Genomic DNA, 23,150 nt, shown 5'->3' with positions numbered 1-23,150 from the left:
AATGGCGTATGCGCCAGCTTGCCAGTTCCCGGAGCCATCGGTACATTGTGTTTTTTGAGGGCCCGCAATGTCCGTAGACACCGTTCCGACTCCTTCTTCCGCTTCCGTTCCGACCGCTTCCCAGCCCTCCCCCGACGCCGTGCCGCCCGAGCCGGCCGCGCTCTCCCCGACCCTTCCCGGGACCCCTCCCCCTCGCAGCCACATCCGCCTGACCTCGCATGCCGGCGGTTTCGGCGCCCTGCCGATCCAGTGGGGCGCGGCGACCGCAGCCGAGCGCGGCCCGGTGGTCGGCACCACCACCAAGCGCGCGCATCGCAACGTCATCGGCACCCACAGCGGGTCCTACAGCGTCTACCGGGCGCTGGCCGTGGCCGCCGGGGCCCTCTCGCCGCACCACAAGGCCGACCTCACCAACACCTCGCCGACCGACGCCATCGGGCCCTACCCGCAATGGAGCGAGCCCGGCCGGATCGTCTCGCTCGACCCCTGGGGCGCGGTGGTGGCCGACGCCTTCGCAACCGAACTCGCGGCCGGCTACGACATCCGCCCGACCATCGCGATCACCAAGGCCCACGTGATCCTGCCCGAGGTGATCGAGGCCCTTCAGAGCGGCCGCCTGAAGGCCGACGGCAAGTTCCTGACCGCCGGCGGCGCGGCGATGGTCACCAAGGCCGCCATCGAGCCGGTCTGGTACCTGCCCGCGGTGGCCCAGCGCTTCGGCTGCTCCGAGACCGACCTGCGCCGCGTGCTGTTCGAGGAGACCGGCGGCATGTACCCCGAACTCGTCACCCGCTCCGACCTCGAGGTGTTCCTGCCGCCCATCGGCGGCCAGACCCTCTACATCTTCGGCAACGCGCGGGACCTCGCCAACCCTGAAGTCGAGCTCACCGCCCGCATCCACGACGAATGCAACGGCTCGGACGTGTTCGGCTCCGACATCTGCACCTGCCGCCCCTACCTGACACATGCCATCGAGGAGTGCATCCAGGGTGCCCAGCGCGGCGGCGTCGGCCTGATCGCCTACTCGCGCAAGGAGGGCCGGGCGCTCGGCGAAGTCACCAAGTTCCTGGTCTACAACGCGCGCAAGCGCCAGGTCGGCGGCGACACCGCCGACCAGTACTTCGCCCGCACGGAGTGCGTGGCCGGCGTCCAGGACATGCGCTTCCAGGAGCTGATGCCCGATGTCTTCCATTGGCTCGGCATCCGCAAGATCCACCGCCTGGTGTCGATGAGCAACATGAAGTTCGACGCCATCACGGGCTCGGGCATCGAGATCGGCACCCGGGTCAACATCCCCGACGAACTGATCCCGGCCGACGCCCGGGTCGAGATGGACGCCAAGATGGCGGCCGGCTACTTCACGCCCGGCGCGGTGCCCGACGCCGAGGAACTCAAGAAGGCCAAGGGCCGGGGGCTCGACCAATGAGCGGCAGCAACTACGGGGTCGACCCCGAACGGCCGACCGCCAATCCCGGCGTGCTGAGCGCCGACGCCGAAGGCCATGTCGACCCGGCGGTCGAATTCGTCGGCGACACCGCGCACCCGGCCGGTGCCGCTGCCTTCCTGCGCACCACGCAGGCGGTGCGCAGCCGCGCGGCGGCGCTGCTGGCACGGGCCCGCGCGGGCGAATCCGAATGGTTCACGATCGGCAACGACGATGCCCTCGAGGACACGGCCCGCACGGTGGCCGAGGTCACGCGCGACCGCTATGCCTGGGGCCCGATCCCCTACCACAGCCGCTGGCGTCATTTCGAGGCCGGCGGCGTCAACCGTGTGGCGGCCCTCGACCAGCTGCTCGGCGATGTCACGGCGCGCCAGCGCGCCCGCGCCCACCTCGACCTGGTGCTGGTCAGCGTGCTGCTCGACGCCGGTGCCGGCCCCGACTGGCACTACTTCGAGGCCACCAGCGGCCAGCGCTTCACGCGCTCCGAGGGCCTGGGCATCGCCAGCTTCCATGCCTTCACCATCGGACTGTTCTCGTCCGACCCCGCCCATCCGCTGCAGGCCGATGCCGCCGGCCTGCGCGCCCTGGTCACCGACCGGCTGGGCGACGCCTTCCAGGTCAGCTCGGTCAATCCGCTGGTCGGGCTGGCGGGCAGGGCCACGCTGCTGCGCCGGCTCGGCGAAGCGATGCAGGAGCGGCCCGAGGTGTTCGGCGACGACGGCCGGCCTGGGGGCCTGTTCGATGCGCTGATCGGGCCGTACGGGCCGGCGGCGCCGCCCACCGCCGAGATCGCGGCCCACGACATCCTGTCCCTGCTGCTCGAATCGCTGTCGGGCATCTGGCCGGCGGCCAACGCGATCGACAGCATCGCGGCCGACGGCAGCGATGCTGCGATCGGCTCGGGCGATCCGGCGCTGGCACTGGGCGATTGCTGGCGCCACCGTGCCGTGCGCGGGCCCGGCCTCACGAACGGCTGGATGCCTTTCCACAAGCTGTCGCAGTGGCTCACCTACTCGATGCTCGAGCCCTTCGAGTGGGCCGGCGTCAAGGTGCGCCACGTCGAGGCCCTGACCGCGCTGCCCGAGTACCGCAACGGCGGCCTGCTGATCGACAGCGGCCTGATCGTGCCGCGCAGCCCGGCGTTTCTGCAGCGCTCGTGGAAGGTCGGCGACGAGTTCATCGTCGAGTGGCGGGCGCTGACCGTGGCCCTGCTCGACGAGGTCGCGGCGCGGGTGCGCCGGGTGATGGAACTCAGCGAAGAAGACCTGCCCCTGGCCCGCGTGCTCGAAGGCGGCACCTGGGCCGCCGGCCGTGTCATGGCACAGCGCTTGCGTGAGGGCGCGCCACCCCTGCGCATCGAGAGCGACGGCACCGTCTTCTAGACTTCACATCCTTTTTTCACAACGACAAGAACGCCCTCGCGCCTTCCTGCAAATCCATGAGCAACGTCCACCTCGTCGACCACCCACTCGTCCAGCACAAGCTCACGCTGATGCGCCGCAAGGAGGCCAGCACCAACAGCTTCCGCCGGCTTCTCAACGAGATCAGCATGCTCATGGCCTACGAGGTCACGCGCGACATGGCCATGCAGGACATCGAGATCGAGACGCCGTTGGAGACCATGCATGCCAAGGTGATCGACGGCAAGAAGGTGGTGCTGGTGTCGATCCTGCGCGCGGGCACCGGCATCCTCGACGGCATGCTGAGCGTCATCCCGGGCGCCCGCGTCGGCCACATCGGCCTGTACCGCGACCCCAAGACGCTCACCGCGGTCGAGTACTACTTCAAGATGCCCGGCGGCATGGAGGAACGCGATGCGATCGTGGTCGACCCGATGCTGGCGACCGGCAACTCGGCCGTGGCGGCGGTCGAACGGCTCAAGGAGCTGAACCCCAAGTCGATCAAGTTCGTCTGCCTGCTGACCTGCCCCGAGGGCGTCAAGACCATGCAGGACGCGCACCCGGACGTTCCGATCTACACCGCCGCGATCGACCGCGAACTCAACAGCCACGGCTACATCCTGCCCGGCCTCGGCGACGCCGGCGACAGAATCTTCGGCACCAAATAACTTCAACTCAAGAACGAGGAGTCCACTGTGTCCCTACGCCGCCATCTGATCATCCGTTCGGTCGCCATCGCAGCCGCGCTCGCCGCGGGGGCACCGGGCCTCGCGCTGGCGCAGGCCAAGCTCAAGGTCGCGGCGGTGTACACCGTGCCCTTCGAACAGCAATGGGTGGGGCGCATCCACAAGGCGCTCAAGGCGGCCGAGGCGCGCGGCGAGATCGAGTACACGGCCACCGAGAACGTCGCCAACGCCGACTACGAGCGCGTGATGCGCGAGTACGCGACCGCCGGCAACCAGCTGATCCTCGGCGAGGTCTTCGGCGTCGAGGCGGCGGCGCGCAAGGTCGCCAAGGACTTTCCCAAGACCGCCTTCCTGATGGGCTCCTCGCTGAAGCCGCAGGCGCCCAACTTCTCGGTCTTCGACAACTACATCCAGGAGCCGGCCTACCTGTCGGGCATGGTCGCCGGCGGCATGACCAAGAGCAACAAGATCGGCATGGTCGGCGGCTTCCCGATCCCCGAGGTGAACCGCCTCATGAACGCCTTCATGGCCGGCGCCAAGGAGACCAATCCGAAGGTCGAGTTCAGCGTCAGCTTCATCAACAGCTGGTTCGATCCGCCGAAGGCCAAGGAAGCCGCCTTCGCGATGATCGACAAGGGCGCCGACGTGATGTACGCCGAGCGCTTCGGCGTCAGCGATGCGGCCAAGGAAAAGGGCAAGCTCGCGATCGGCAACGTGATCAACACGCAGGACAAGTACCCCGACACCGTGGTCGCCTCCGCGCTCTGGAACTTCGAGCCCTCGGCCGACCGCGCGATCAAGCTCGTGAAAGAAGGCAAGTTCACGGCCGAGGACTACGGCCCCTATTCGATGATGAAGCACAAGGGCTCGGAGCTCGCCCCGCTCGGCACCTTCGAGGCCAAGGTGCCGGCCGACATCGTCGCCAAGGTGAAGGCCAAGCAGGCCGACATCCTCTCGGGCAAGACCACCATCAAGGTGGACGACAGCCAGCCCAAGTCGACCGCCAAGTGAGCGGCGGGACGCCGCCCGCCGCGGTGCTGTCGCTGCGCGGCATCACCAAGCGCTTCGGCACACTGGTGGCCAACGACGGCATCTCGCTCACGCTGCAGGGCGGCGAGGTGCTGGCGCTGCTCGGCGAGAACGGCGCCGGCAAGTCGACCCTGATGTCGATCCTGTTCGGGCACTACGTGGCCGACGCGGGCGAGATCGAGGTCTTCGGGCGGCCACTCGCGCCCGGCAATCCGAAGGCGGCGCTGGCCGCCGGCATCGGCATGGTGCACCAGCATTTCACGCTGGCCGACAACCTCAGCGTCCTCGACAACGTGCTGATCGGGACCGAGCCGCTCTGGCAGCCCTTCTCGCGCCGCCATGCGGCACGCACCCGGCTGCTGGCGGTGGCGAAGCGCTTCGGACTGCCGGTGCAGCCGGAGGCCCGGGTCGGCAGTCTGTCGGTCGGCGAACGGCAGCGGGTCGAGATCCTCAAGGCGCTGTACCGCGACGCCCGCATCCTGATCCTCGACGAGCCGACCGCGGTGCTGACGCCGCAGGAAAGCGAGGCGCTGTTCGCCACCCTGGCCCAGATGGCGGCCCAGGGCCTGTCGATCATCTTCATCAGCCACAAGCTGCCCGAGGTGCTGCGGGTGTCGCACCGGATCGCGGTGCTGCGCGGCGGCCGGCTGGTGGCCGAGGCCCGCGCCGGCGACACCACGCAGGCGCAGCTTGCGCTGTGGATGGTCGGCCATGCGATCGAGAACACGGTACGCCGGCCGGCCGGCCGGGTCGGCGACGCGGTCTGCGTGCTCGACCACGTGCGCACCGGGGGCAGCGGACACGATCGACTGTTGGACGTCAGCCTTTCGCTGCGGGCGGGCGAGATCGTCGCGGTGGCAGGTGTCTCCGGCAATGGCCAGGTGGCGCTGGCCGAGCTGCTGAGCGGCACCCGGCGAGCCATCGCCGGCACGGTCCGGCTGATGGGCCGCGAACTGCCGCCCACGCCGGCCCGGCTGGTGCAGCGCGGCGTGGCCCGGATTCCGGAGGACCGCCATGCGGTCGGTGTGGTGGGCGACCTGCCCGTGTGGGAGAACGCGGTCTCGGAGCGCCTGCGCAGCCGGGCTTTCTCGCGCTGGCTGTGGGTCCGGCGCGGCGCCGCGAAGGCCCATGCGCGCAGCGTCGAGAAGGCCTACGACGTGCGCGGCGCCGGCCTCGACGCACCGGCCCGGGCCCTGTCGGGCGGCAACATGCAGAAGCTGATCCTCGGCCGGGCGCTGATGGCGCCGGCCTCGGCCAGCGCGAAGCAGCGCACGCCGCGGCTGATCGTCGCGCACCAGCCGACCTGGGGCCTGGACATCGGTGCCGTCGCCTACGTGCAGCAGCAGCTGATCGCGGCACGCGATGCCGGCGCGGCGGTGCTGCTGATCTCCGATGACCTCGACGAGGTGCTGACCCTGGGCGACCGGGTCGCCGTGATGCATGGCGGCGAACTCGGCGAGCCGCGGCCCGCCGCCGCCTGGACGCGCGAGGCCATCGGCCTGGCGATGGCGGGCTCATGAGGCTCGAGCGCCGGCATCGAAGCTCGCGCGCCGCGCTGCTGCTGGCGCCGGTCGGCGCGGTCGCGTTCACCCTTCTGGTGAGCGCCCTGCTCGTGCTCTGGGCCGGCGCGCCGGTCGGACGCACCTATGCGCTGCTGCTGCAAGGCGGCTTCGGCTCGGTCTTCGCCTGGAGCGAGACCCTGACCCGCGCCGTGCCGCTGATCCTCACCGGCCTGGCGGCCACCGTGGCCTTCAAGGCCCGGCTTTTCAACATCGGCGCCGAAGGCCAGCTCTATGCCGGGGCGCTGGCCGCGGTGGCGGTCGGCGGCCTGCATGGCGGCACCGGCTTCGAGCTGCCGACCTGGCTGCTGTTCCCGCTCATGATGGCGGCGGCGGCGCTCGCCGGCGCGCTGCTGCTGCTGGGGCCGGCGCTCATGAAGAGCCGGCTCGGCGTCGACGAGGTGGTGACCACGCTGCTGATCAACTTCATCGTGCTGCTCGGGGTCTCGGCGATGCTCGACGGCCCGATGAAGGACCCGAGCGCGATGGGCTGGCCGCAGAGCGTCTCGCTGCAGTCGGAGCTGGAGCTGGCCAAGCTGGTCGTCCAGACCCGGATCCACACCGGGCTGCTGTGGGCCGCCGGGCTGGCGGTGCTGGTCTGGCTGCTGTTCAAGTACACCGTGATCGGCTTCGACATCCGCGCGGTCGGCGCCAACGCCCGCGCCGCGGCCTTCGCGGGCGTTCCGGTGACGCGCACCGTGGTGTGGGTGGCGCTGCTGTCGGGTGCCCTGGCCGGCCTCGCAGGCGCGATCGAGGTCGCCGGGCGCACCAGTTACGTCACCCTGGACATGTCGCCCGGCTATGGCTACAGCGGCATCGTGATCGCGATGCTGGCCGGGCTCCATCCGCTCGGCGTGCTGGCGGCGGGCGTGTTCGTCGCCGGCGTGCTGGTCGGTGCCGACACGATGAGCCGCGCGATCGGCGTGCCGACCTACATCGCCGACGTGATCGTCGCCGCCTCGCTGATCGCTGTGCTGGTCGCCACGCTGCTGACGCAGTACCGGGTGCGCCTGAAATGACCGACATCGCCGACATCCTGTCGAACGCCTCGTTCTGGGTCGCGGTGCTGCGCATCGCCACGCCGCTGATCTTCGGCACCCTGGGCGTGCTGCTCTGCGAGCGGGCTGGCGTGCTGAACCTCGGCATCGAGGGCATCATGGTCGCCGGTGCCTTCGCCGGCTGGCTCGCGGTCTACGCCGGCGCGCCGCTGTGGGCCGGGGTCGGCGTCGCGGCGCTGGCGGGTGCGCTGTTCGGCCTGCTGCATGCGTTCCTGACGGTCGGCCTGGCGCTGTCGCAGCATGTGTCGGGGCTGGGCATCACGCTGCTGGCGACCGCGCTGAGCTACTACGGCTACCGCGTGAGCTTCCCGAAGGTCAACACGCCGCCGACCGTGACGCCGTTCGCGCCGATGGACTGGCTTCAGGTGCCGGTGCTCTCGGCGCAGACGCCACTCACCTTGCTGGCGTTGCTGCTGGTGCCGCTGCTCGCCTGGGTGCTGTACCGCACGCCGGTCGGGCTGGCGGTGCGCATGGTCGGCGAGAACCCGCAGGCGGCCGAAGGCCAGGGCGTGTCGGTCGCGGCCACGCGCACCGGCGCCATCGTCGCCGGCTCGGCGCTGATGGGCGTCGCGGGCTCGTTCCTCACGGCGTCGGCCTTCAACGCCTTTTTCTTCAACATGGTCAACGGCCGCGGCTGGATCTGCGTGGCACTGGTGGTGTTCGCATCCTGGCGGCCGGGCAAGGCGCTGCTGGGCGCGCTGCTGTTCGCCTTCTTCGATGCGCTGCAGCTGCGGCTGCAGCAGTCGGGCGATGCCGTGCTGCCCTACCAGCTCTACCTGATGCTGCCCTACCTGCTGTCGATCCTGGCGCTGGTGCTGGTTGCGCGCAAGGCGAGCTACCCGCAGGCACTGATGAAACCCTACCGAAAAGGAGAGCGCTGATGCTCGACCTCCTCGTCCACGACGCCACTCTCTCCGACGGCCGCACCGGCATGTCGATCGCGGTGCAGGACGGCCGCATCGCCGAAGTGACGGCGGGCCTCGATGTACCGGCGGCGCAGAAGCTCGATGCCCAAGGCTTTCTCGTCGCCCCCCATTTCGTCGACCCGCACTTCCACATGGACGCCACGCTGAGCTACGGCCTGCCGCGCATCAACCAGAGCGGCACGCTGCTCGAAGGCATCGCGCTGTGGGGCGAGCTCAAGCCGCTGCTCAAGGCCGAGGCCCTGATCGAGCGGGCGCTGGCCTATTGCGACTGGGCCGTGGCCAAGGGGCTGCTCGCGATCCGCAGTCATGTCGACACCAGCGATGCCAGCCTGCTGGCGGTCGACGCGCTGCTGGAGGTCAAGCGGCTGGTGGCGCCGTACCTCGACCTGCAGCTGGTGGCCTTTCCGCAGGACGGCGTGCTGCGTTCGCCCGGCGGCGTCGACAACCTGAAGCGCGCGCTCGACAAGGGCGTCGATGTGGTCGGCGGCATTCCGCATTTCGAACGCACGATGGCCGACGGCGCCGCCAGCGTGAAGCTGCTGTGCGAGATCGCCGCCGAGCGCGGCACGCTGGTCGACATGCACTGCGACGAATCCGACGACCCGCTGTCGCGCCACATCGAGACCCTGGCCTTCGAGGCCCAGCGGCTCGGACTGCAAGGCCGGGTCACGGGCTCGCACTGCACCTCGATGCACTCGATGGACAACTACTACGTCAGCAAGCTGCTGCCGCTGATCGCCGAGAGCGGCGTCGCCGTGGTCTCGAACCCGCTGATCAACATCACGCTGCAGGGCCGCCACGACAGCTACCCCAAGCGCCGCGGCATGACCCGGGTGCCCGAGCTGATGGCCGCCGGCGTCAACGTCGCCTTCGGCCACGACTGCGTGATGGACCCCTGGTACGGCATGGGCTCGGGCGACATGCTGGAGGTCGCGCACATGGGCCTGCACGTGGCCCAGATGACCAGCCAGGCCGGCATCCGGCAGTGCTTCGACGCCGTGACCGTCAACGCCGCCCGCGTGATGCACCTCGAAGGCTACGGCCTGGAGGCCGGCTGCGACGCCAGCTTTGTCCTGCTTCAGGCGCGCGATCCGGTCGAGGCAATCCGGCTGCGGGCGACGCGGCTCAAGGTCTATCGCAAAGGCAGGCTGATCGCCGAAACGCCGGCCGCCACGGCCGCGCTGCACCTGCCGGGCCGGGCGCCGGCCACCAGCTGGATGAACCCGCGGGCCTGATCCGGTTCAGGCTTTCAGCGCCACGCTGAAGCCCACCGTCGTGATGCCGTTGTCCGAGCGCGCGAACACGGTGCCGTTGTGCATCACCGCCACCGCCTTGACGATCGACAGCCCGAGCCCGTGGTTCTCGCCGCTGTTGCGGCGCGAAGAGTCGACGCGATAGAAGCGGTCGAACAGCCGCGGCAGCTGTTCGGGTGCGATCGGCGCGCTCGGGTTCGAGAAGCTGACCGCCGCCGAACGCTCGTCGCCACCGATCCGGACCACGACGCGGCTGCCGGGCCGCGAATGCTGGATCGCGTTCTGCAGCAGGTTGGTCAGCGCGCGCCGGAACAGCGAGGTCTCGATCGGCGCCACCGCATCGCCCTCCACCTGCACCGACATGCCGGCCTCGTCGAGCAGCAGGTCGAGGAATTCCACCGTCTTGCCGACCTCCTGCGCGAGGGACGACGCCACCAGGTCGCGCGCGCGAACGCCCTGCTCGGCCCGCGCCAGGAACAGCATGTCGGCGACGATCGCGCGCAGCCGTTCGAGCTCCTCGAGATTCGACTGCAGCACCTCGCGCAGCGCGTCCGCATTGCGCTCGCGGGCCAGCGCCACCTGGGTCTGGCCGATCAGGTTGGCCAGCGGCGTGCGCAGTTCGTGCGCGACGTCGTCGCTGAAGGTCGCGAGCTGCCGGTAGGCGGCATCGAGCCGGTCCAGCGCGGCATTGAAGGAGCTGCCGAGATCGGACAGTTCCCGCGGCAGCGCCGGCAGCTGCAGGCGCCGCGCACGGTCGTCCGGCCCGATGCGCTGGGCATCGGCCGACAGCCGCTGGACCGGGCCGAGCCCGATGCGGGCGATCCAGTAGCCGAGCGCCGCCGCCAGCGCCGTGCCGGCCAAGGTCAGCAGCACCACCGCCGTCTCGAAAGTGCGCAGGGTGTCGCCGAAGGGCTCGGCATCCACGCCGGCGATATAGCGCACCGCGGGCCGGGCCCCGTTGGCCGCCAGCTCTCCGCCGCGGATCCGCATCCGGGTCAGCCGGGGCGGCGTGCCGACCGGCAGCTCGACGCTGTCGCGCCCGGCCGTGATCGCAGCTTCGACCAGCGGCAGGTCCTCGCCGTAGCGGAAGGCCGGGTCGTCGCTGGCCAGCCACGAACGGGTGCGCGGATCGGCGGCCCCCAGCGTGTCGAGCTTGTCGCGGATGCGCTCGCCGAGGCCGACGGCACGCCCATGCTCGAGCATGTAGGCCATGTCCTCCAGCCGGCCATCGATCTGTGCCTGCTGGTGGCGCGCCAGCTCGACCGACAGCACCCGGTGCAGCGCGCCGCCCAGCAGCGCGAAGGCCACCAGCGCCGCGGCCGCGAACATCGCGGCCAGCCTGATCGCGATCGAGTTCCTCATTCCGGCTCCGGACCGATGCGGTTCTCCAGCACGTAGCCCATGCCACGGATGGTGTGCAGCAGGTTCTTGCCGAAGGGTGCATCGATCTTGGCGCGCAGGCGCTTGATCGCGACTTCGACCACGTTGGTGTTGCTGTCGAAATTCATGTCCCAGACCAGCTCCGCGATCACCGTCTTCGACAGGATCTCGCCCTGGCGCCGTGCCAGCACCGCCAGCAGCGCGAACTCCTTGGCCGTCAGGTCGATCCGTTGCTCCTGCCGGATCGCCTTGCGGCTCAGCAGGTCGACCCGCAGGTCGCCGACCCGCAGCAGGGTCGTTTCCTGGCTGCGGCCGCGCCGCGTGAGCGCCTGCAGCCGGGCCAGCAGTTCGAGGAAAGAAAAGGGCTTGACCAGATAGTCGTCGGCGCCGTCCTGCAGCCCGCGCACCCGGTCGGCCACGCCGTCCCTGGCCGTCAGCATGATCACGGGCGTGTTCTTCACGCTGCGCAACGACTTGAGCACGCTGAATCCGTCCAGTCCGGGCAGCATCACGTCGAGCACGATCACGTCGAAGTCGTAGTGCAAGGCCAGGTGCTGGCCGTCGATGCCGTCGAAGGCGAGGTCGACGGTGCAGCCCTGCTCGGTCAGGCCCTGATACAGGTAGTCGGCCGTCTTGCGCTCGTCCTCGACGATCAGGACCTTCATTCGATCAGCACTCCGCCCGCCACCGGCGGCAGCCGGCGCTGCTGGCGCGCCGCCTTGCGCCGCACGTACCAGTGATGGGCACGGTCGAGATAGAGATAGATCACCGGCGTCGTGAAGAGGGTCAGCATCTGCGACAGGATCAGGCCGCCGACCATCGCGTAGCCCAGCGGCCGGCGCAGCTCGGAGCCGGCGCCGTGGCCGAGCATCAGCGGCAGCCCGCTCAGCAGTGCGCACATGGTGGTCATCATGATCGGGCGGAAACGCAGGATGCAGGCTTCGAAGATCGCATCGCGCGGCGACATGCCGCGGTCGCGCTCGGCGTGCAGGGCGAAATCCACGATCATGATGCCGTTCTTTTTCACGATCCCGATCAACAGGATGATCCCGATCAGTGCGATCACGCTGAGATCGTAACCGCCGGCCATCAGGATCAGCAATGCGCCCACGCCGGCCGACGGCAGGGTCGACAGGATGGTCAGCGGATGGATGTAGCTCTCGTAGAGCAGCCCCAGCACGATGTAGACCGAGATCAGCGCTGCCAGGATCAGGTAGGGCTGGGTCCGCAGCGAATCGCCGAAGGCCTGCGCCGTGCCCTGGAATGTGCCGCTCAAGGTGGCCGGCACGCCCATCCGGGCCTGGGCCGCGTTGATCGCATCGACCGCCGGGCCCAGCGAGGTGCCCGGCTTGAGGTTGAAGGACACCGTCACCGCCGGGAACTGCCCCTGGTGGCTGATCGACAGGTAGCCGGTCTTGCTGGTGTCGAGCTTGACGAAGGTCGACAGCGGCACCTGCTGGCCGTTGATCGGCGAGGTCAGGTACAGGCGATCGAACAGCGAGGGATCGCGCTGCAGCTCCGGCGTGACCTCCAGCACCACGTTGTAGCTGTTGAGCTGCGTGAAGTACTGCGCCACCTGGCGCTGGCCGATGGCGTCGTAGATCACGGCGTCGATCATCGCCGGCGTGATGCCGTAGCTCGATGCCCGCTGGCGGTCGATCGTCACCTGGGCCGTCGGCGCGGCGTTCTGCTGGTCGGAGGTCACGTCGGTCAGCTGCGGCAGCTCGCGCAGTTGCGCCAGCACCTTCGGCGCCCAGGTGTTGAGCTCGTTCAGGTCGGTGTCGGTCAGCGTGTACTGGTATTGCGTGCGCGAGGGCCGGCCGCCGACGCTGATGTCCTGCCCGGCCTGCATGAACAGCGTGATGCCCTGCACCGGCGCCAGCTTCGGCCGCAGCCGGGCGATGACCTCGTCGGCGTTGGCGGTGCGGCCCTCGTCCTTCGGTCGGAGGCCGATGAAGAAATTGCCCGAGTTGAAGGTGCTCGCGCCGGCCTGCATGCCGAAGCTCGTGACATCCGGGTCCTGGCGGATGATGTCGGCGATCTTGAGCATCCGGTCGCGCATCGCGTTGGACGACGAGTCCTGTGCCGCGTCGGCCGTGCCGAAGAGAAAGCCGGTGTCCTGCTGCGGGAAGAAGCCCTTGGGGATCACGATGAACAGCGCCACCGTCGCCGCCACCGTCGCGATGAAACTCATCAAGGTGATGAAGGGATGGCGCAGCACCACGCCGAGCCCGCGCTTGTAGCCATCGAGCATGGCGTCGAAGCCGCGTTCCAGCAGCAGGTAGAGCCGGCCGTGCCGCTCGTTCGGCACGTGCGGCTTCAGGAAGCGCGCGCAGAGCATCGGCGTCAAGGTGAGCGAGATCAGCACCGACACCACGATGGTCAGCGTCACCGTGACCGCGAACTCGCGGAACAGCCGCCCGACGATGCCGCCCATCAGCAGCAGCGGGATGAACACCGCCACCAGCGAGACCGAGATCGAGATGATCGTGAAGCCGATCTCGCCGGCCCCTTTCAGCGCCGCCTCCATCGGCGCCATGCCGTCCTCGATGTGGCGGTAGATGTTCTCCAGCATCACGATCGCGTCGTCGACCACGAAGCCGACCGCGATCGTCAGCGCCATCAGCGAGAGGTTGTCCAGGCTGTAGCCGACCACGTACATCACGGCCGCGGTGCCGAGCAGCGCCAGCGGCACGGTCACGCTCGGGATCAGCGTCACCGTGACGTTGCGCAGGAAGACGAAGATCACCGCCACCACCAGCGCGATCGACAGCAGCAGCGTGAACTCGACGTCCTTGACCGAGGCCCGGATGGTCTGCGTGCGGTCGACCAGCGTGTTGACGCTGATGCTGGGCGGAATCGCCGCCTTCAGCTTCGGCATCGCCGCCTGGATGCGGTCGACCGTCTCGATCACGTTGGCACCCGGCGATTTGGTGATCGCCAGCATGATCGCGCGGCCGTTGGCGATGTCGCTGCCAACGGCTGCCGCCGGCCCGGCAAAGCCCCAGGCCGCGACCTTGCTGTTCTCCGGCCCGTCGACCGCGACGCCGATGTCGCGGACCCGGATCGGCGCCCCGTTGCGCCAGGCCAGCACCATGTCGTTCCAGGGCGCGGCCTTGAGCAGCTGGTCGTTGGTGTAGACGTTGAAAGCCTGGCGCTCGCCGTCGATGGTGCCGGTCGGCGCGCTGACGGTGGTGGCGGCGATCACGCCGCGCACGTCCTCCAGGCTCAAGCCGACCGCCTTGATCTTGGCCGGATCGACCTGGATCCGCACCGACGGCTTCTGGACGCCGAAGATGTTGACCAGCCCGACCCCCGAGATGCGCGAGATCTGCTGCGCCAGCACGTTGTCGGCGTAGTCGTTGACCTGCACCAGCGGCAGCACCTTGGACTGCACGCCGAGGATCAGCACCGGCGAGTCGGCCGGATTGATCTTGCGGAAGCTCGGCGGGCTCGGCAGGTTATTGGGCAACTGGCCCTGCGCCGCATTGATCGCGGTCTGGACGTCGAGCGCGGCACCGTCGATGTTGCGGTCGAGGTCGAACTGCAAGGTGATCTGGGTCAGTCCGAGCGAGCTGCTCGAGGTCATCTGCGACAGCCCGGCGATCAGCGAGAACTGGCGTTCCAGCGGCTGGGCCACGTTGGACGCCATCGTCTCGGGGCTGGCGCCGGGCAGCCGGCCCGTCACCTGCAAGGTCGGGAAGTCGACCTGCGGCAGCGGCGCCACCGGCAGCATCGGCCAGGCGACCAGCCCGATCAGCAGCACGGCCGCGGCCAGCAGCGAGGTGCCGATCGGGCGCTTGATGAAGGCGGCCGAGATGTTCAAGGCTTGGCTCCCGAGGACGCGACCGGCACGACGGCGGCCTTCTCGACGATCCGTGCGCCGGGTGTCAGGCGGTACTGGCCGTCCAGCACCACCCGGTCGCCGGCCGCCAGGCCGGTCTCGATCACCGACTTGCCCTTCACCGTGTCGGCCACCGTCAGCGGCTGCGCCCGGACCTTGTCGTCGGGCCCGACCACGTAGGCGAAGAAGCCTTCCTGGTTGCGCTGCACCACCGCCGAAGGCACTGTCAGCGCGTCGGCCCGCTCGCCGAGCACCACCCGGGCGTCGACCGACTGGCCCGGCCACAGCGCATGGCCGGCATTGGCGAACTGCGCCTTCAGCGAGATGGTGCCGGTGGCGGTGTCGATCTGGTTGTTCAGCAGCACCAGCTTGCCGGTCGCCAGCACGTCGCGGGTGTCGCGGTCGATCGCCTCGACCGCCAGCGGCTCATGGCTGCCGTTCAGCGCCTTGTTGACCGCCTGGAAGCTGCTTTCGGGCAGGGTGAACTGGACCGCGATCGGATCGATCTGGTTGATCACCAGCAGGCCGTTCGCGTCCGCCGCATGCACGATGTTGCCCGGGTCGACCAGCCGGGCGCCGATCCGCCCGCTGATCGGCGCGGCGATCGTGGTGAAGCCGAGCTGCACCTGGGCCAGGTGGATCTGCGCCTCGTCGCTCTTCAGGGAAGCCTGCAGCTGGTTGACCAGCGCGCGCTGGGTGTCCAGCGTCTGCTGGGTGGTGGCGTCCTCCTTGATCAGCTCGCCGTAGCGCTGCAGGTCGGCGCGCGCATTGGCCAGCGTGGCCTCGTCCTTGGCCTTCTGCGCCACCAGCTGCTCGAGCTGCGCCTGGAAGGTGCGCGGATCGATGCGCACCAGCACCTGGCCGGCCTTGACGTCCTGCCCTTCCTTGAACTCGACGCTGTCGAGCTGCCCGTCGACCCGCGTGCGCACCGTCACCGAGGCCACCGGCAGCACGGTGCCGACGCCGCTGCGTGCGATCGGCACCGTCTCGCTGGCGACCTGGACGGTGGTCGCGGGGACGCCCGCAGGCCCTGCGGCCACCGGCTGGGCCGGATGCCGCATCAGGCGCCAGGCGCCCGCGGCGAGCAGCACGGCGAGCAGCAGCCAGCCGGCATGAAGCAGCCAGCGCGGACGCTGGCGGGATGTTGAAGAAGGACTGTCCATGAGGTTCACTTGGAATTCGAAGATGCGTAGGCGGCCGCCGGGCTGGCGTCGGCGCTGGCCTGCAGCTGGCTGGCGTCCCAGCCGCCGCCGAGCGCCTTGACCAGGGCCACCTGGGCGGCGAACTGCCGGCTCTGCAGCTGCAGCGCGGTGCGCTCGTTGTTGAGCGCCAGCGTTTGCGAGGTGATGACCGCCAGGTAAGTGGTCGTGCCGGCGCGGAACTGGCTCAACGACACGCGCTCGGCGTTGCGCGCCGAGGCGACCGCGCCGTCCTGCACCTGGCGCTCCTGCGCGAGCAGGTCGAGCGCGGCCAGGTTGTCCTCGACTTCCTGAAAGCCGGCCAGCACGGTCTGGCGGTAGCTGGCCGACGAGGCATCGAAGGCCGCCCGCGCCTGTGCCACCTGGGCGTTGCGCTGGCCGCCGTCGAACAGGTTTTGCGCCACCGCCGCGCCCAGCGCCCAGACCTTGCCCGGCGCGGCGAACCAGTTGCCGAAGCCGGCACCGGCGAAGCCGCCCGCGGCGCTCAGCGACAGGCTCGGGTAGTAGGCGGCCTGCGCATAGCCGATGCCCGCGTTGGCCGACGCCGCCCGGCGTTCGGCGCCCGCGATGTCGGGCCGGCGCTCGAGCAGTTCCGACGGCACGGCCATCGGCACCGCGGGCAGGCTGGGCAGGCTGTCGTCCGCCGCGATGGAAAACTGCGAGGGCGTCTTGCCCAGCAGCACCGCGATCGCGTGCTCGAGCTGCCGGCGCGTCAGCTGGGTGTCGAGGGCCAGCGCCTGGGTCGATTGCAGGGTGGTGTCGGCCAGGTCGACATCGGCCCGCGTCACCACGCCCGCGCGGTACTGGCTCCGGGTGATCTGCAGCGACTTGCGGTAGGCCTCGATGGTCCGGTCGTAGAGCCGCTGCTGGGCATCGGTCATGCGCAGCTGGATGTAGTCGTTGGCCACCGCGGCCTGCACCGCGAGCCGTGCCGCGGCCAGGTCGGCGTCGCTGGCCTGCGCGCTGTCCGCGGCGCCTTCGACGGCACGCCGCACCCGGCCCCAGAGGTCGGGCTCCCAGGCCGCCTGAAGCGACCAGGCATGCGTGTTGCCCTGCACCGGCGCGCCGGTCGAATTCTGGCTGCGCGCGCGCTGGCCCGAGAGGTCCAGCCCGAGCGTCGGCGCCCAGCCCGCCTGCGCGTTCTGCACCAGCGCCTGGGCCTCCCGGTACTGGGCCTCGGCCAGCCGAAGGCTCTGGTTCGCGCCGTTCGCTTCCTCGATCAGCGCGTCGAGGCGCGGGTCGCCAAATCCGGTCCACCAGGGATGGGCCGCATCGACGGTGGCGGGCGCCGCGGTCTTCCAGGCGCCGCTTTCCTTGAAGGCCGGCGCCGACACGCCTTCGGGCAATGAGGGTCGCCGGTAGTCGGGCCCGACGGCGCAGCCTGCCAGGGATGCCGCCAGGGCCAGACACAGTATTCGCATGCCGCCCACTGTAGGCACCCGCCCGGGACGGCAAGCTGACGCAAGGATGACATTCCTGTCAGCTGGGCTCGCCCCCGAGCAGCCGCCACATGTGGCACTTCGACAGGTAGCGGCCATCGAGCGCAACCGCGAAGGGCTCGACGCCGAACACCGCGAACCCGCAGCGTTCGTAGAGCGACTGCGCCGCGGCATTGCCTTCGGTCACGGTCAGCTGGACGAGCTTGACGCCCTCCCTGGCGGCCGCCACGTCCAGCAGGCCCTGCACCAGCTGCCGGCCGTGGCCGCCCGTCCGGGCATCGGGCGCCACGTACATCCCGAAGAGATGCGCCTTGTGACGGGCCTTGGCGCGCGACTCGAATTCGAGCCCGGCGGCACCGGCCAGCCGGTCGCCGTCGAAGGCACCGAGCACGACCTGGCCGGCCCGCGGCGATTCGTCGAGCCGCGCTTCCCACCAGGCCAGCGGCAGCGCCGCGCGCTCCTCGGCGCTGGAGGTGAAGGCGTCCGGATGGCGCGCGTAGGCTTCGAGCATCAAGGCCCGGTAGGCAGCGGCATCGGCGGGGAGCAGTCGGCGCACGGTCATGATCGTTCAGACCTCCGGGGCGATCGCCTCGGCGTACTCGTACAGCGCGCCCAGGATGGCTTCGGCGCGCTCGTCCGCGGTCTCGGCCAGCGCATCGATCTCGGCGAACAGGGCATCGACATTGCGCGCACCGCCCTCGCCTTCGAGCAGCCGCGCGGCCCGGTGCGCCTCCCAGCGCCCGGCCTCGTCTTCGTTCAGCGTATCGAGGAAATTGCGCGCCCGGTAGCGGAACACCAGCTCTTCCAGCCGCGGGTCGTCGAAGCCGGTGCGGGCACGCCCGAGCTCGCCCGGCGACAGCCCACGCAACTGGTTCAGGCGGCGCCGGTCGCCGTTGCCGACGAAGCCGCCGTAGAGATCCTCGTCGACGTCCGGCGCGCCTTCGCGGGGCCGCTCGTAGACCTGTGGCCAGATCGCGCTCATGTCGGGCAAGGCAGCCGCGAGCGCGGCATTCTTCAGTGCCGCCTCGATGTCGATGCCCCAGCGCGCCGCCATCGCCGGCGCCAGCGTCTTCAGGTTGCCGACCACCATCGGTGATTTGTTCAGGTGGATGCCCTTGAGCGGCAGCCGGCGCACGCCCTCGGGCAGGTCGGCGCTGCGCGTGAACAGGCGCAGCCGCAGGGTCTCGACGTCGAGGTCGCGCAGCTCGCCCGGGTCGTGGGCCAGGTCCCAGGCCAGCAGTTCGTTCTTGTTGGTCGGATGACTGGCCAGCGGCCACATCACAGCCAGGCAGCCCCGCTCGGCCGGGAACATGCCCGACACGTGGAGGAAGGGCCGAGCGCTCTCGCGCGTCGCCGGCAGGCCGAGCTCGGCCGCCACCCGGTCCTTGCGGTGCAGCCCGAACGCGAAGTCGAACAGCCGGGGCTGCTTGTCGCGGATCAGCCGGGCCAGCGCGATCGTGGCGCGCACGTCCGACAGCGCATCGTGCGCCGCCTCGTGCAGCAGTCCGTTGGCCCGCGCCAGGTCCTCGAGCTTGAAGCTCTGGCTGCCGTCCGCCTTGGTCGGCCAGACGATACCGTCGGGGCGCAGCGCATAAGTCAGCCGCACCACGTCGAGCAGGTCCCAGCGGCCGCAGTCGTTCTGCCACTCGCGCGCGTAGGGATCGATCAGGTTGCGCCAGAACAGAAAGCGGGTCACTTCGTCGTCGAAGCGGATCGTGTTGTAGCCGACGCCGATGGTGCCGGGCTGCGAGAAGGCCTGCTCGATGCGGGCCGCGAATTCATGCTCGGGAATGCCGAGCTCCAGGCACTGCTGCGGCGTGATGCCGGTGATAAGACAGGCCTCCGGGCTCGGCAGGTAGTCGGGCGCGGGCTGGCAATAGACCATCAACGGCTCGCCGACCTCGTTGAGCTCGGCGTCGGTGCGGATCGCGGCGAACTGCGAAGGCCGGTCGCGGCGCGGCACCGCGCCGAAGGTTTCGTAGTCGTGCCAGAGGAAGGTGTGTGGAGGCATGTTCAAAGCAAAGGAGAAAACAGGCGGGCGGTGGCGTCGGCCAGGCGGCGCAGGAACTTCTGGCGCCGGTTGGCCCGGATCGGCGAGGCGCTTCGGAGGTCGGTCTCGAACTGCGCCGCCAGGGGTTCGGCCAAGGTCGTCCCGTAGATCACGGCCATCACCTCGAAATTGAGCCTGAAGCTGCGATTGTCGAAGTTGGCTGTGCCGATCATCGCGCAGTGATCGTCCACCACCAGCGTCTTGGAGTGCAGCATGCGGGCCTTGTACTCCCAGACCTTGACGCCGGCGGCGATCAGCTCGTCGTAGTAGGAGCGCGCCGCCGCGCTCACGACCAGCGAATCGCTGCGCCGCGGCACCAGCAGCCGGACGTCGACGCCGCGCAGGGCGGCACTGGTCAATGCCATCAGGGCGGGCTCGCCGGGCACGAAGTAAGGGGTGGTGAGCCAGGCGCGCCGCTCCGAGGATTGGATCGCTGCGAGATGCATGCGGTGGATCGCCTCGAGCGGGCTGTCGGGCCCGCTGGTGATGATCTGGACCGGGATCTCGCCGGTTGCCTCGCCCAGCGGCAGGTCCGGCAGCAGCAGGGGCAGCGCGTTGTCGATCTGGCGCGGGTCCTCGCCGGTCGCGTAGGTCCAGTCTTCGAGAAATGTGGTCTGCAGCCAGCGCACCGCGCTGCCTTCGATCCGCAGATGGACGTCGTGGTAGGCGTCGGGCCGGGTGCGGGCGTCTTCCTCGTCGGTGATGTTGACGCCCCCGGTGAAGCCCACCAGCCCGTCGCAGACCACGATCTTGCGGTGGGTCCGGTAGTTGGTCACCGGCCGCAGCCGCCGGCCGATGCGGGTCTCGTGGAACAGCGCCACATGGACACCGGCCGCCTGCATCGGCGCCATGAACTTCCGCCCGACCCGCTTGGAGCCGAGCGCATCGAGCAGCAGCCGCACCTTGACGCCGGCCCGGGCGCGCTCGATGAGCAGGTCGCGCAGTGCCGTGCCGATCCGGTCGGGCTCGAAGATGTAGTACTCGAGATGGACGTGGTCGCGCGCCGCGCGGATCGCATCGAAGATCGCATCGAAGGTGGTCGCGCCGCCGGACAGCAGCACGGCCGAGGTCGCGCTCGACACCGGCAGCCCGCAGGCCGCCATCCCGAGCGCGGCCATCTGGCGCAAGGCAGGCGGCGCATGCGCCCTCGCCTCGCGCAGCATCACAACGTCGGCGGGCGCCAGTGCGCTGGCCCGGCTGCGAAGCCGCTTGAGGCGCTGCTTCTTGAGCCGCTGCGGCCCCAGGAAGTAGTAGATGAGAAAGCCCGCGAAAGGCAGCAGCGCCAGCGACAGGATCCAGCTCATGGTCGAGACCGGTGCGCGCTTCTGCATCACGATCCAGACCGAAAGCACTGCGATGTAGCCGCTCCATGCGAGGGAGAGGCCGGTCTTCCATTCCTGGCTGAGCTCGGGGACGATCAAGGGGAGAAATCTCGAGGTGAAACGAAAAAGGCCGGTAGCAATGCTACCGGCCTTCCGATCGGATGCTTCCGCCGCAGTGGGCGGAAGGCGCTCAACCCGTCGCCGCTTCTTCGGCCTCGGGCTTGGCCCGGCCTTCCTTCTTCGGCAGCGGCTGGATGTCCAGCTGCACTTCTTCCTTGTCGTCGAGGTCGACGGTCAGGCGTCCGCCCTCCTGCAGGCGACCGAAGAGCAGTTCGTCGGCCAGGGCGCGACGGATCGTGTCCTGGATCAGGCGCTGCATCGGCCGCGCACCCATCAGCGGATCGAAGCCCTTCTTCGCCAGGTGCTTGCGCAGGGCGTCGGTGAAGGTCACGTCGACCTTCTTCTCGGCCAGCTGCGTCTCCAGCTGCAGCAGGAACTTGTCCACCACGCGCAGGATGATCTGCTCGTCGAGCGCCTTGAAGCTCACGGTCGCATCGAGGCGGTTGCGGAACTCCGGCGTGAACAGGCGCTTGATGTCGGCCATCTCGTCGCCCGCCTGGCGCGGGTTGGTGAAGCCGATGGTCGCCTTGTTCATGGTCTCGGCACCCGCATTGGTGGTCATCACGATGATCACGTTGCGGAAGTCGGCCTTGCGTCCGTTGTTGTCCGTCAGGGTGCCATGGTCCATGACCTGCAGCAGCACGTTGAAGATATCCGGATGCGCCTTCTCGATTTCGTCGAGCAGAAGCACCGCGTGCGGCTTCTTCGTGATGGCCTCGGTCAGCAGGCCGCCCTGGTCGAATCCGACATAGCCCGGAGGCGCGCCGATGAGACGGCTCACCGCATGGCGCTCCATGTACTCCGACATGTCGAAGCGGATCAGCTCGATGCCCATGATGTAGGCCAGCTGCTTGGCTGCTTCGGTCTTGCCGACGCCGGTCGGGCCGCTGAACAGGAAGGAGCCGATCGGCTTGTCTTCGCGGCCCAGGCCCGAACGCGCCATCTTGACGGCAGAAGCCAGCACTTCGAGCGCCTTGTCCTGGCCGAACACCACGCTCTTCAGGTCGCGCTCGATGGTCTGCAGCTTGCCGCGGTCGTCGTTCGAGACGTTGGCCGGGGGAATGCGCGCGATCTTCGCGACGATTTCCTCAACCTCGGTCTTGCTGATGGTCTTCTTGCGCTTGTTGGCGGGCAGGATGCGCTGGGCAGCGCCGGCTTCATCGATGACGTCGATCGCCTTGTCGGGCAGGTGACGGTCGTTGATGTACTTGGCGCTCAGCTCGGCCGCGGCCTGCAGTGCGGCCACGCCGTACTTCACGCCATGGTGCTCCTCGAAGCGCGACTTCAGGCCCTTCAGGATGTCGACGGTTTCCTGCACCGTCGGCTCGACCACGTCGACCTTCTGGAAGCGACGCGACAGGGCCGCGTCCTTCTCGAAGATGCCGCGGTACTCGGTGAAGGTGGTGGCGCCGATGCACTTGAGCTGGCCGCTGGAGAGCGCCGGCTTGAGCAGGTTCGAGGCGTCGAGCGTGCCGCCCGATGCCGCGCCGGCGCCGATCAGCGTGTGGATCTCGTCGATGAACAGGATCGCGTTCGGCTTGTCCTTGAGCGACTTGAGCACGCCCTTCAGGCGCTGCTCGAAATCGCCGCGGTACTTGGTGCCGGCCAAGAGCGCGCCCATGTCGAGCGAGTACACGTTCGACTCGGCCAGGATCTCGGGCACGTCGTTCTGGGTGATGCGCCAGGCCAGGCCCTCGGCGATCGCGGTCTTGCCGACGCCGGCCTCGCCGACCAGCAGCGGATTGTTCTTGCGCCGGCGGCACAGGATCTGGATCACGCGCTCGACCTCGTACTCGCGGCCGATCAGCGGATCGATCTTGCCGTCCTTGGCGAGCTGGTTCAGGTTCTGCGTGAACTGCTCGAGCGGAGACGACTTCTCGTTCTTCTCGCCGCCGCCCTCTTCGCTTTCGCCCGAGGAGGCGTCGCTGCTGCCCTTGGCGGCTTCAGGCGGATCGCTCTTCTTGATGCCGTGGGCGATGAAGTTCACGACGTCGAGGCGCGTCACGCCCTGCTGGTGCAGGTAGTACACGGCATGCGAATCCTTCTCGCCGAAGATCGCGACCAGCACGTTGGCGCCGGTCACTTCCTTCTTGCCGTTGCCGGTGGACTGCACATGCATGATGGCGCGCTGGATCACGCGCTGGAAACCCAGCGTCGGCTGGGTGTCGACATCGTCGGTACCCGCCACCTGGGGCGTGTTGTCCTTGATGAAGTTGGTGAGCGACGCCCGCAGGTCGTCGACATTGGCCGAGCAGGCGCGCAGCACCTCCGCGGCACTCGGGTTGTCCAGCAAAGCGAGCAGCAGGTGCTCCACCGTGATGAACTCGTGGCGCTGCTGCCTGGCTTCTACAAAAGCCATGTGCAGGCTGACTTCCAGTTCCTGGGCAATCATGTGATTTCCTTTTGCCTTGCTGTAAATAATTTCTCAGATGGGTTGGAGC

Annotated in this window: 17 protein-coding genes; 8 read left to right on the top strand and 9 right to left on the bottom strand. The window is 69.1% G+C overall.

Annotation, left to right across the window (positions count from 1 at the left end; all coding sequences use genetic code 11):
• Positions 1-67 precede the first annotated feature (67 nt).
• Genes AC1DF3_RS00185 through AC1DF3_RS00150 form a run of 8 tightly spaced genes read left to right on the top strand, consistent with a single transcriptional unit; the run spans position 68 to position 9,337 of the window.
• Positions 68-1,426: a GTP cyclohydrolase II gene (locus AC1DF3_RS00185; RefSeq protein WP_286531768.1), complete on the top strand. Its 1,359-nt coding sequence runs from the start codon at positions 68-70 to the stop codon at positions 1,424-1,426.
• Positions 1,423-2,826, top strand: coding sequence for a DUF1688 family protein (locus AC1DF3_RS00180; RefSeq protein ID WP_478138498.1), 1,404 nt, complete (start codon positions 1,423-1,425; stop codon positions 2,824-2,826). The genes AC1DF3_RS00185 and AC1DF3_RS00180 overlap by 4 nt, the downstream gene beginning before the upstream one ends.
• A gap of 56 nt (positions 2,827-2,882) precedes the next feature.
• Positions 2,883-3,512, top strand: a complete 630-nt coding sequence (gene upp / locus AC1DF3_RS00175; protein WP_286367663.1) for a uracil phosphoribosyltransferase — start codon at positions 2,883-2,885, stop codon at positions 3,510-3,512.
• A gap of 27 nt (positions 3,513-3,539) precedes the next feature.
• Complete coding sequence (locus AC1DF3_RS00170; RefSeq protein WP_301812143.1) at positions 3,540-4,541, top strand: BMP family protein; 1,002 nt, start codon at positions 3,540-3,542, stop codon at positions 4,539-4,541.
• Positions 4,538-6,079, top strand: a complete 1,542-nt coding sequence (locus AC1DF3_RS00165) for an ABC transporter ATP-binding protein (RefSeq protein ID WP_478138497.1) — start codon at positions 4,538-4,540, stop codon at positions 6,077-6,079. Before AC1DF3_RS00170 ends, AC1DF3_RS00165 begins: the two co-directional genes overlap by 4 nt.
• A complete protein-coding gene (locus tag AC1DF3_RS00160) occupies positions 6,076-7,137 on the top strand; it encodes an ABC transporter permease (protein ID WP_286531764.1) in 1,062 nt (353 codons plus the stop codon). The genes AC1DF3_RS00165 and AC1DF3_RS00160 overlap by 4 nt, the downstream gene beginning before the upstream one ends.
• Positions 7,134-8,057, top strand: a complete 924-nt coding sequence (locus tag AC1DF3_RS00155; protein ID WP_478138496.1) for an ABC transporter permease — start codon at positions 7,134-7,136, stop codon at positions 8,055-8,057. The genes AC1DF3_RS00160 and AC1DF3_RS00155 overlap by 4 nt, the downstream gene beginning before the upstream one ends.
• On the top strand, positions 8,057-9,337 hold the full coding sequence (locus tag AC1DF3_RS00150; RefSeq protein ID WP_478138495.1) for an amidohydrolase family protein: 1,281 nt from the start codon (positions 8,057-8,059) through the stop codon (positions 9,335-9,337). The genes AC1DF3_RS00155 and AC1DF3_RS00150 overlap by 1 nt, the downstream gene beginning before the upstream one ends.
• Positions 9,338-9,343: 6 nt before the next feature.
• Here AC1DF3_RS00150 and AC1DF3_RS00145 read toward each other — a convergent pair whose 3' ends face one another.
• From AC1DF3_RS00145 to clpA, 9 genes are all read right to left on the bottom strand, one after another.
• Complete coding sequence (locus tag AC1DF3_RS00145; RefSeq protein ID WP_478138494.1) at positions 9,344-10,717, bottom strand: heavy metal sensor histidine kinase; 1,374 nt, start codon at positions 10,715-10,717, stop codon at positions 9,344-9,346.
• A complete protein-coding gene (locus AC1DF3_RS00140; RefSeq protein ID WP_286531760.1) occupies positions 10,714-11,400 on the bottom strand; it encodes a heavy metal response regulator transcription factor in 687 nt (228 codons plus the stop codon). The genes AC1DF3_RS00145 and AC1DF3_RS00140 overlap by 4 nt, the downstream gene beginning before the upstream one ends.
• Complete coding sequence (locus AC1DF3_RS00135; protein ID WP_478138493.1) at positions 11,397-14,561, bottom strand: efflux RND transporter permease subunit; 3,165 nt, start codon at positions 14,559-14,561, stop codon at positions 11,397-11,399. The genes AC1DF3_RS00140 and AC1DF3_RS00135 overlap by 4 nt, the downstream gene beginning before the upstream one ends.
• Positions 14,558-15,742, bottom strand: a complete 1,185-nt coding sequence (locus AC1DF3_RS00130; RefSeq protein WP_478138492.1) for an efflux RND transporter periplasmic adaptor subunit — start codon at positions 15,740-15,742, stop codon at positions 14,558-14,560. The genes AC1DF3_RS00135 and AC1DF3_RS00130 overlap by 4 nt, the downstream gene beginning before the upstream one ends.
• 5 nt (positions 15,743-15,747) lie before the next feature.
• The gene (locus tag AC1DF3_RS00125; RefSeq protein ID WP_478138491.1) at positions 15,748-17,199 is read right to left on the bottom strand and encodes an efflux transporter outer membrane subunit; all 1,452 of its coding nucleotides are present in this window, start codon (positions 17,197-17,199) and stop codon (positions 15,748-15,750) included.
• 58 nt (positions 17,200-17,257) lie between these two features.
• The gene (locus tag AC1DF3_RS00120) at positions 17,258-17,779 is read right to left on the bottom strand and encodes an N-acetyltransferase family protein (RefSeq protein WP_478138490.1); all 522 of its coding nucleotides are present in this window, start codon (positions 17,777-17,779) and stop codon (positions 17,258-17,260) included.
• A 6-nt stretch (positions 17,780-17,785) separates the two neighbouring features.
• Positions 17,786-19,228 carry an exodeoxyribonuclease I gene (gene sbcB / locus AC1DF3_RS00115; protein ID WP_286531754.1) on the bottom strand — a complete coding sequence of 481 codons (1,443 nt, stop codon included), beginning with the start codon at positions 19,226-19,228 and terminating at the stop codon, positions 17,786-17,788.
• A 2-nt stretch (positions 19,229-19,230) separates the two neighbouring features.
• A complete protein-coding gene (cls, locus tag AC1DF3_RS00110) occupies positions 19,231-20,688 on the bottom strand; it encodes a cardiolipin synthase (protein ID WP_286531752.1) in 1,458 nt (485 codons plus the stop codon).
• Positions 20,689-20,779: 91 nt separating this feature from the next.
• Positions 20,780-23,101: an ATP-dependent Clp protease ATP-binding subunit ClpA gene (clpA, locus tag AC1DF3_RS00105; protein WP_286504343.1), complete on the bottom strand. Its 2,322-nt coding sequence runs from the start codon at positions 23,099-23,101 to the stop codon at positions 20,780-20,782.
• Between the last annotated feature and the right edge of the window lie 49 nt (positions 23,102-23,150).

Source organism: Variovorax sp. 10N432 (assembly GCF_056394465.1).
The sequence above is the reverse complement of the archived record's forward strand: the minus strand, read 5'-3'. Positions and strand labels throughout refer to the sequence as shown.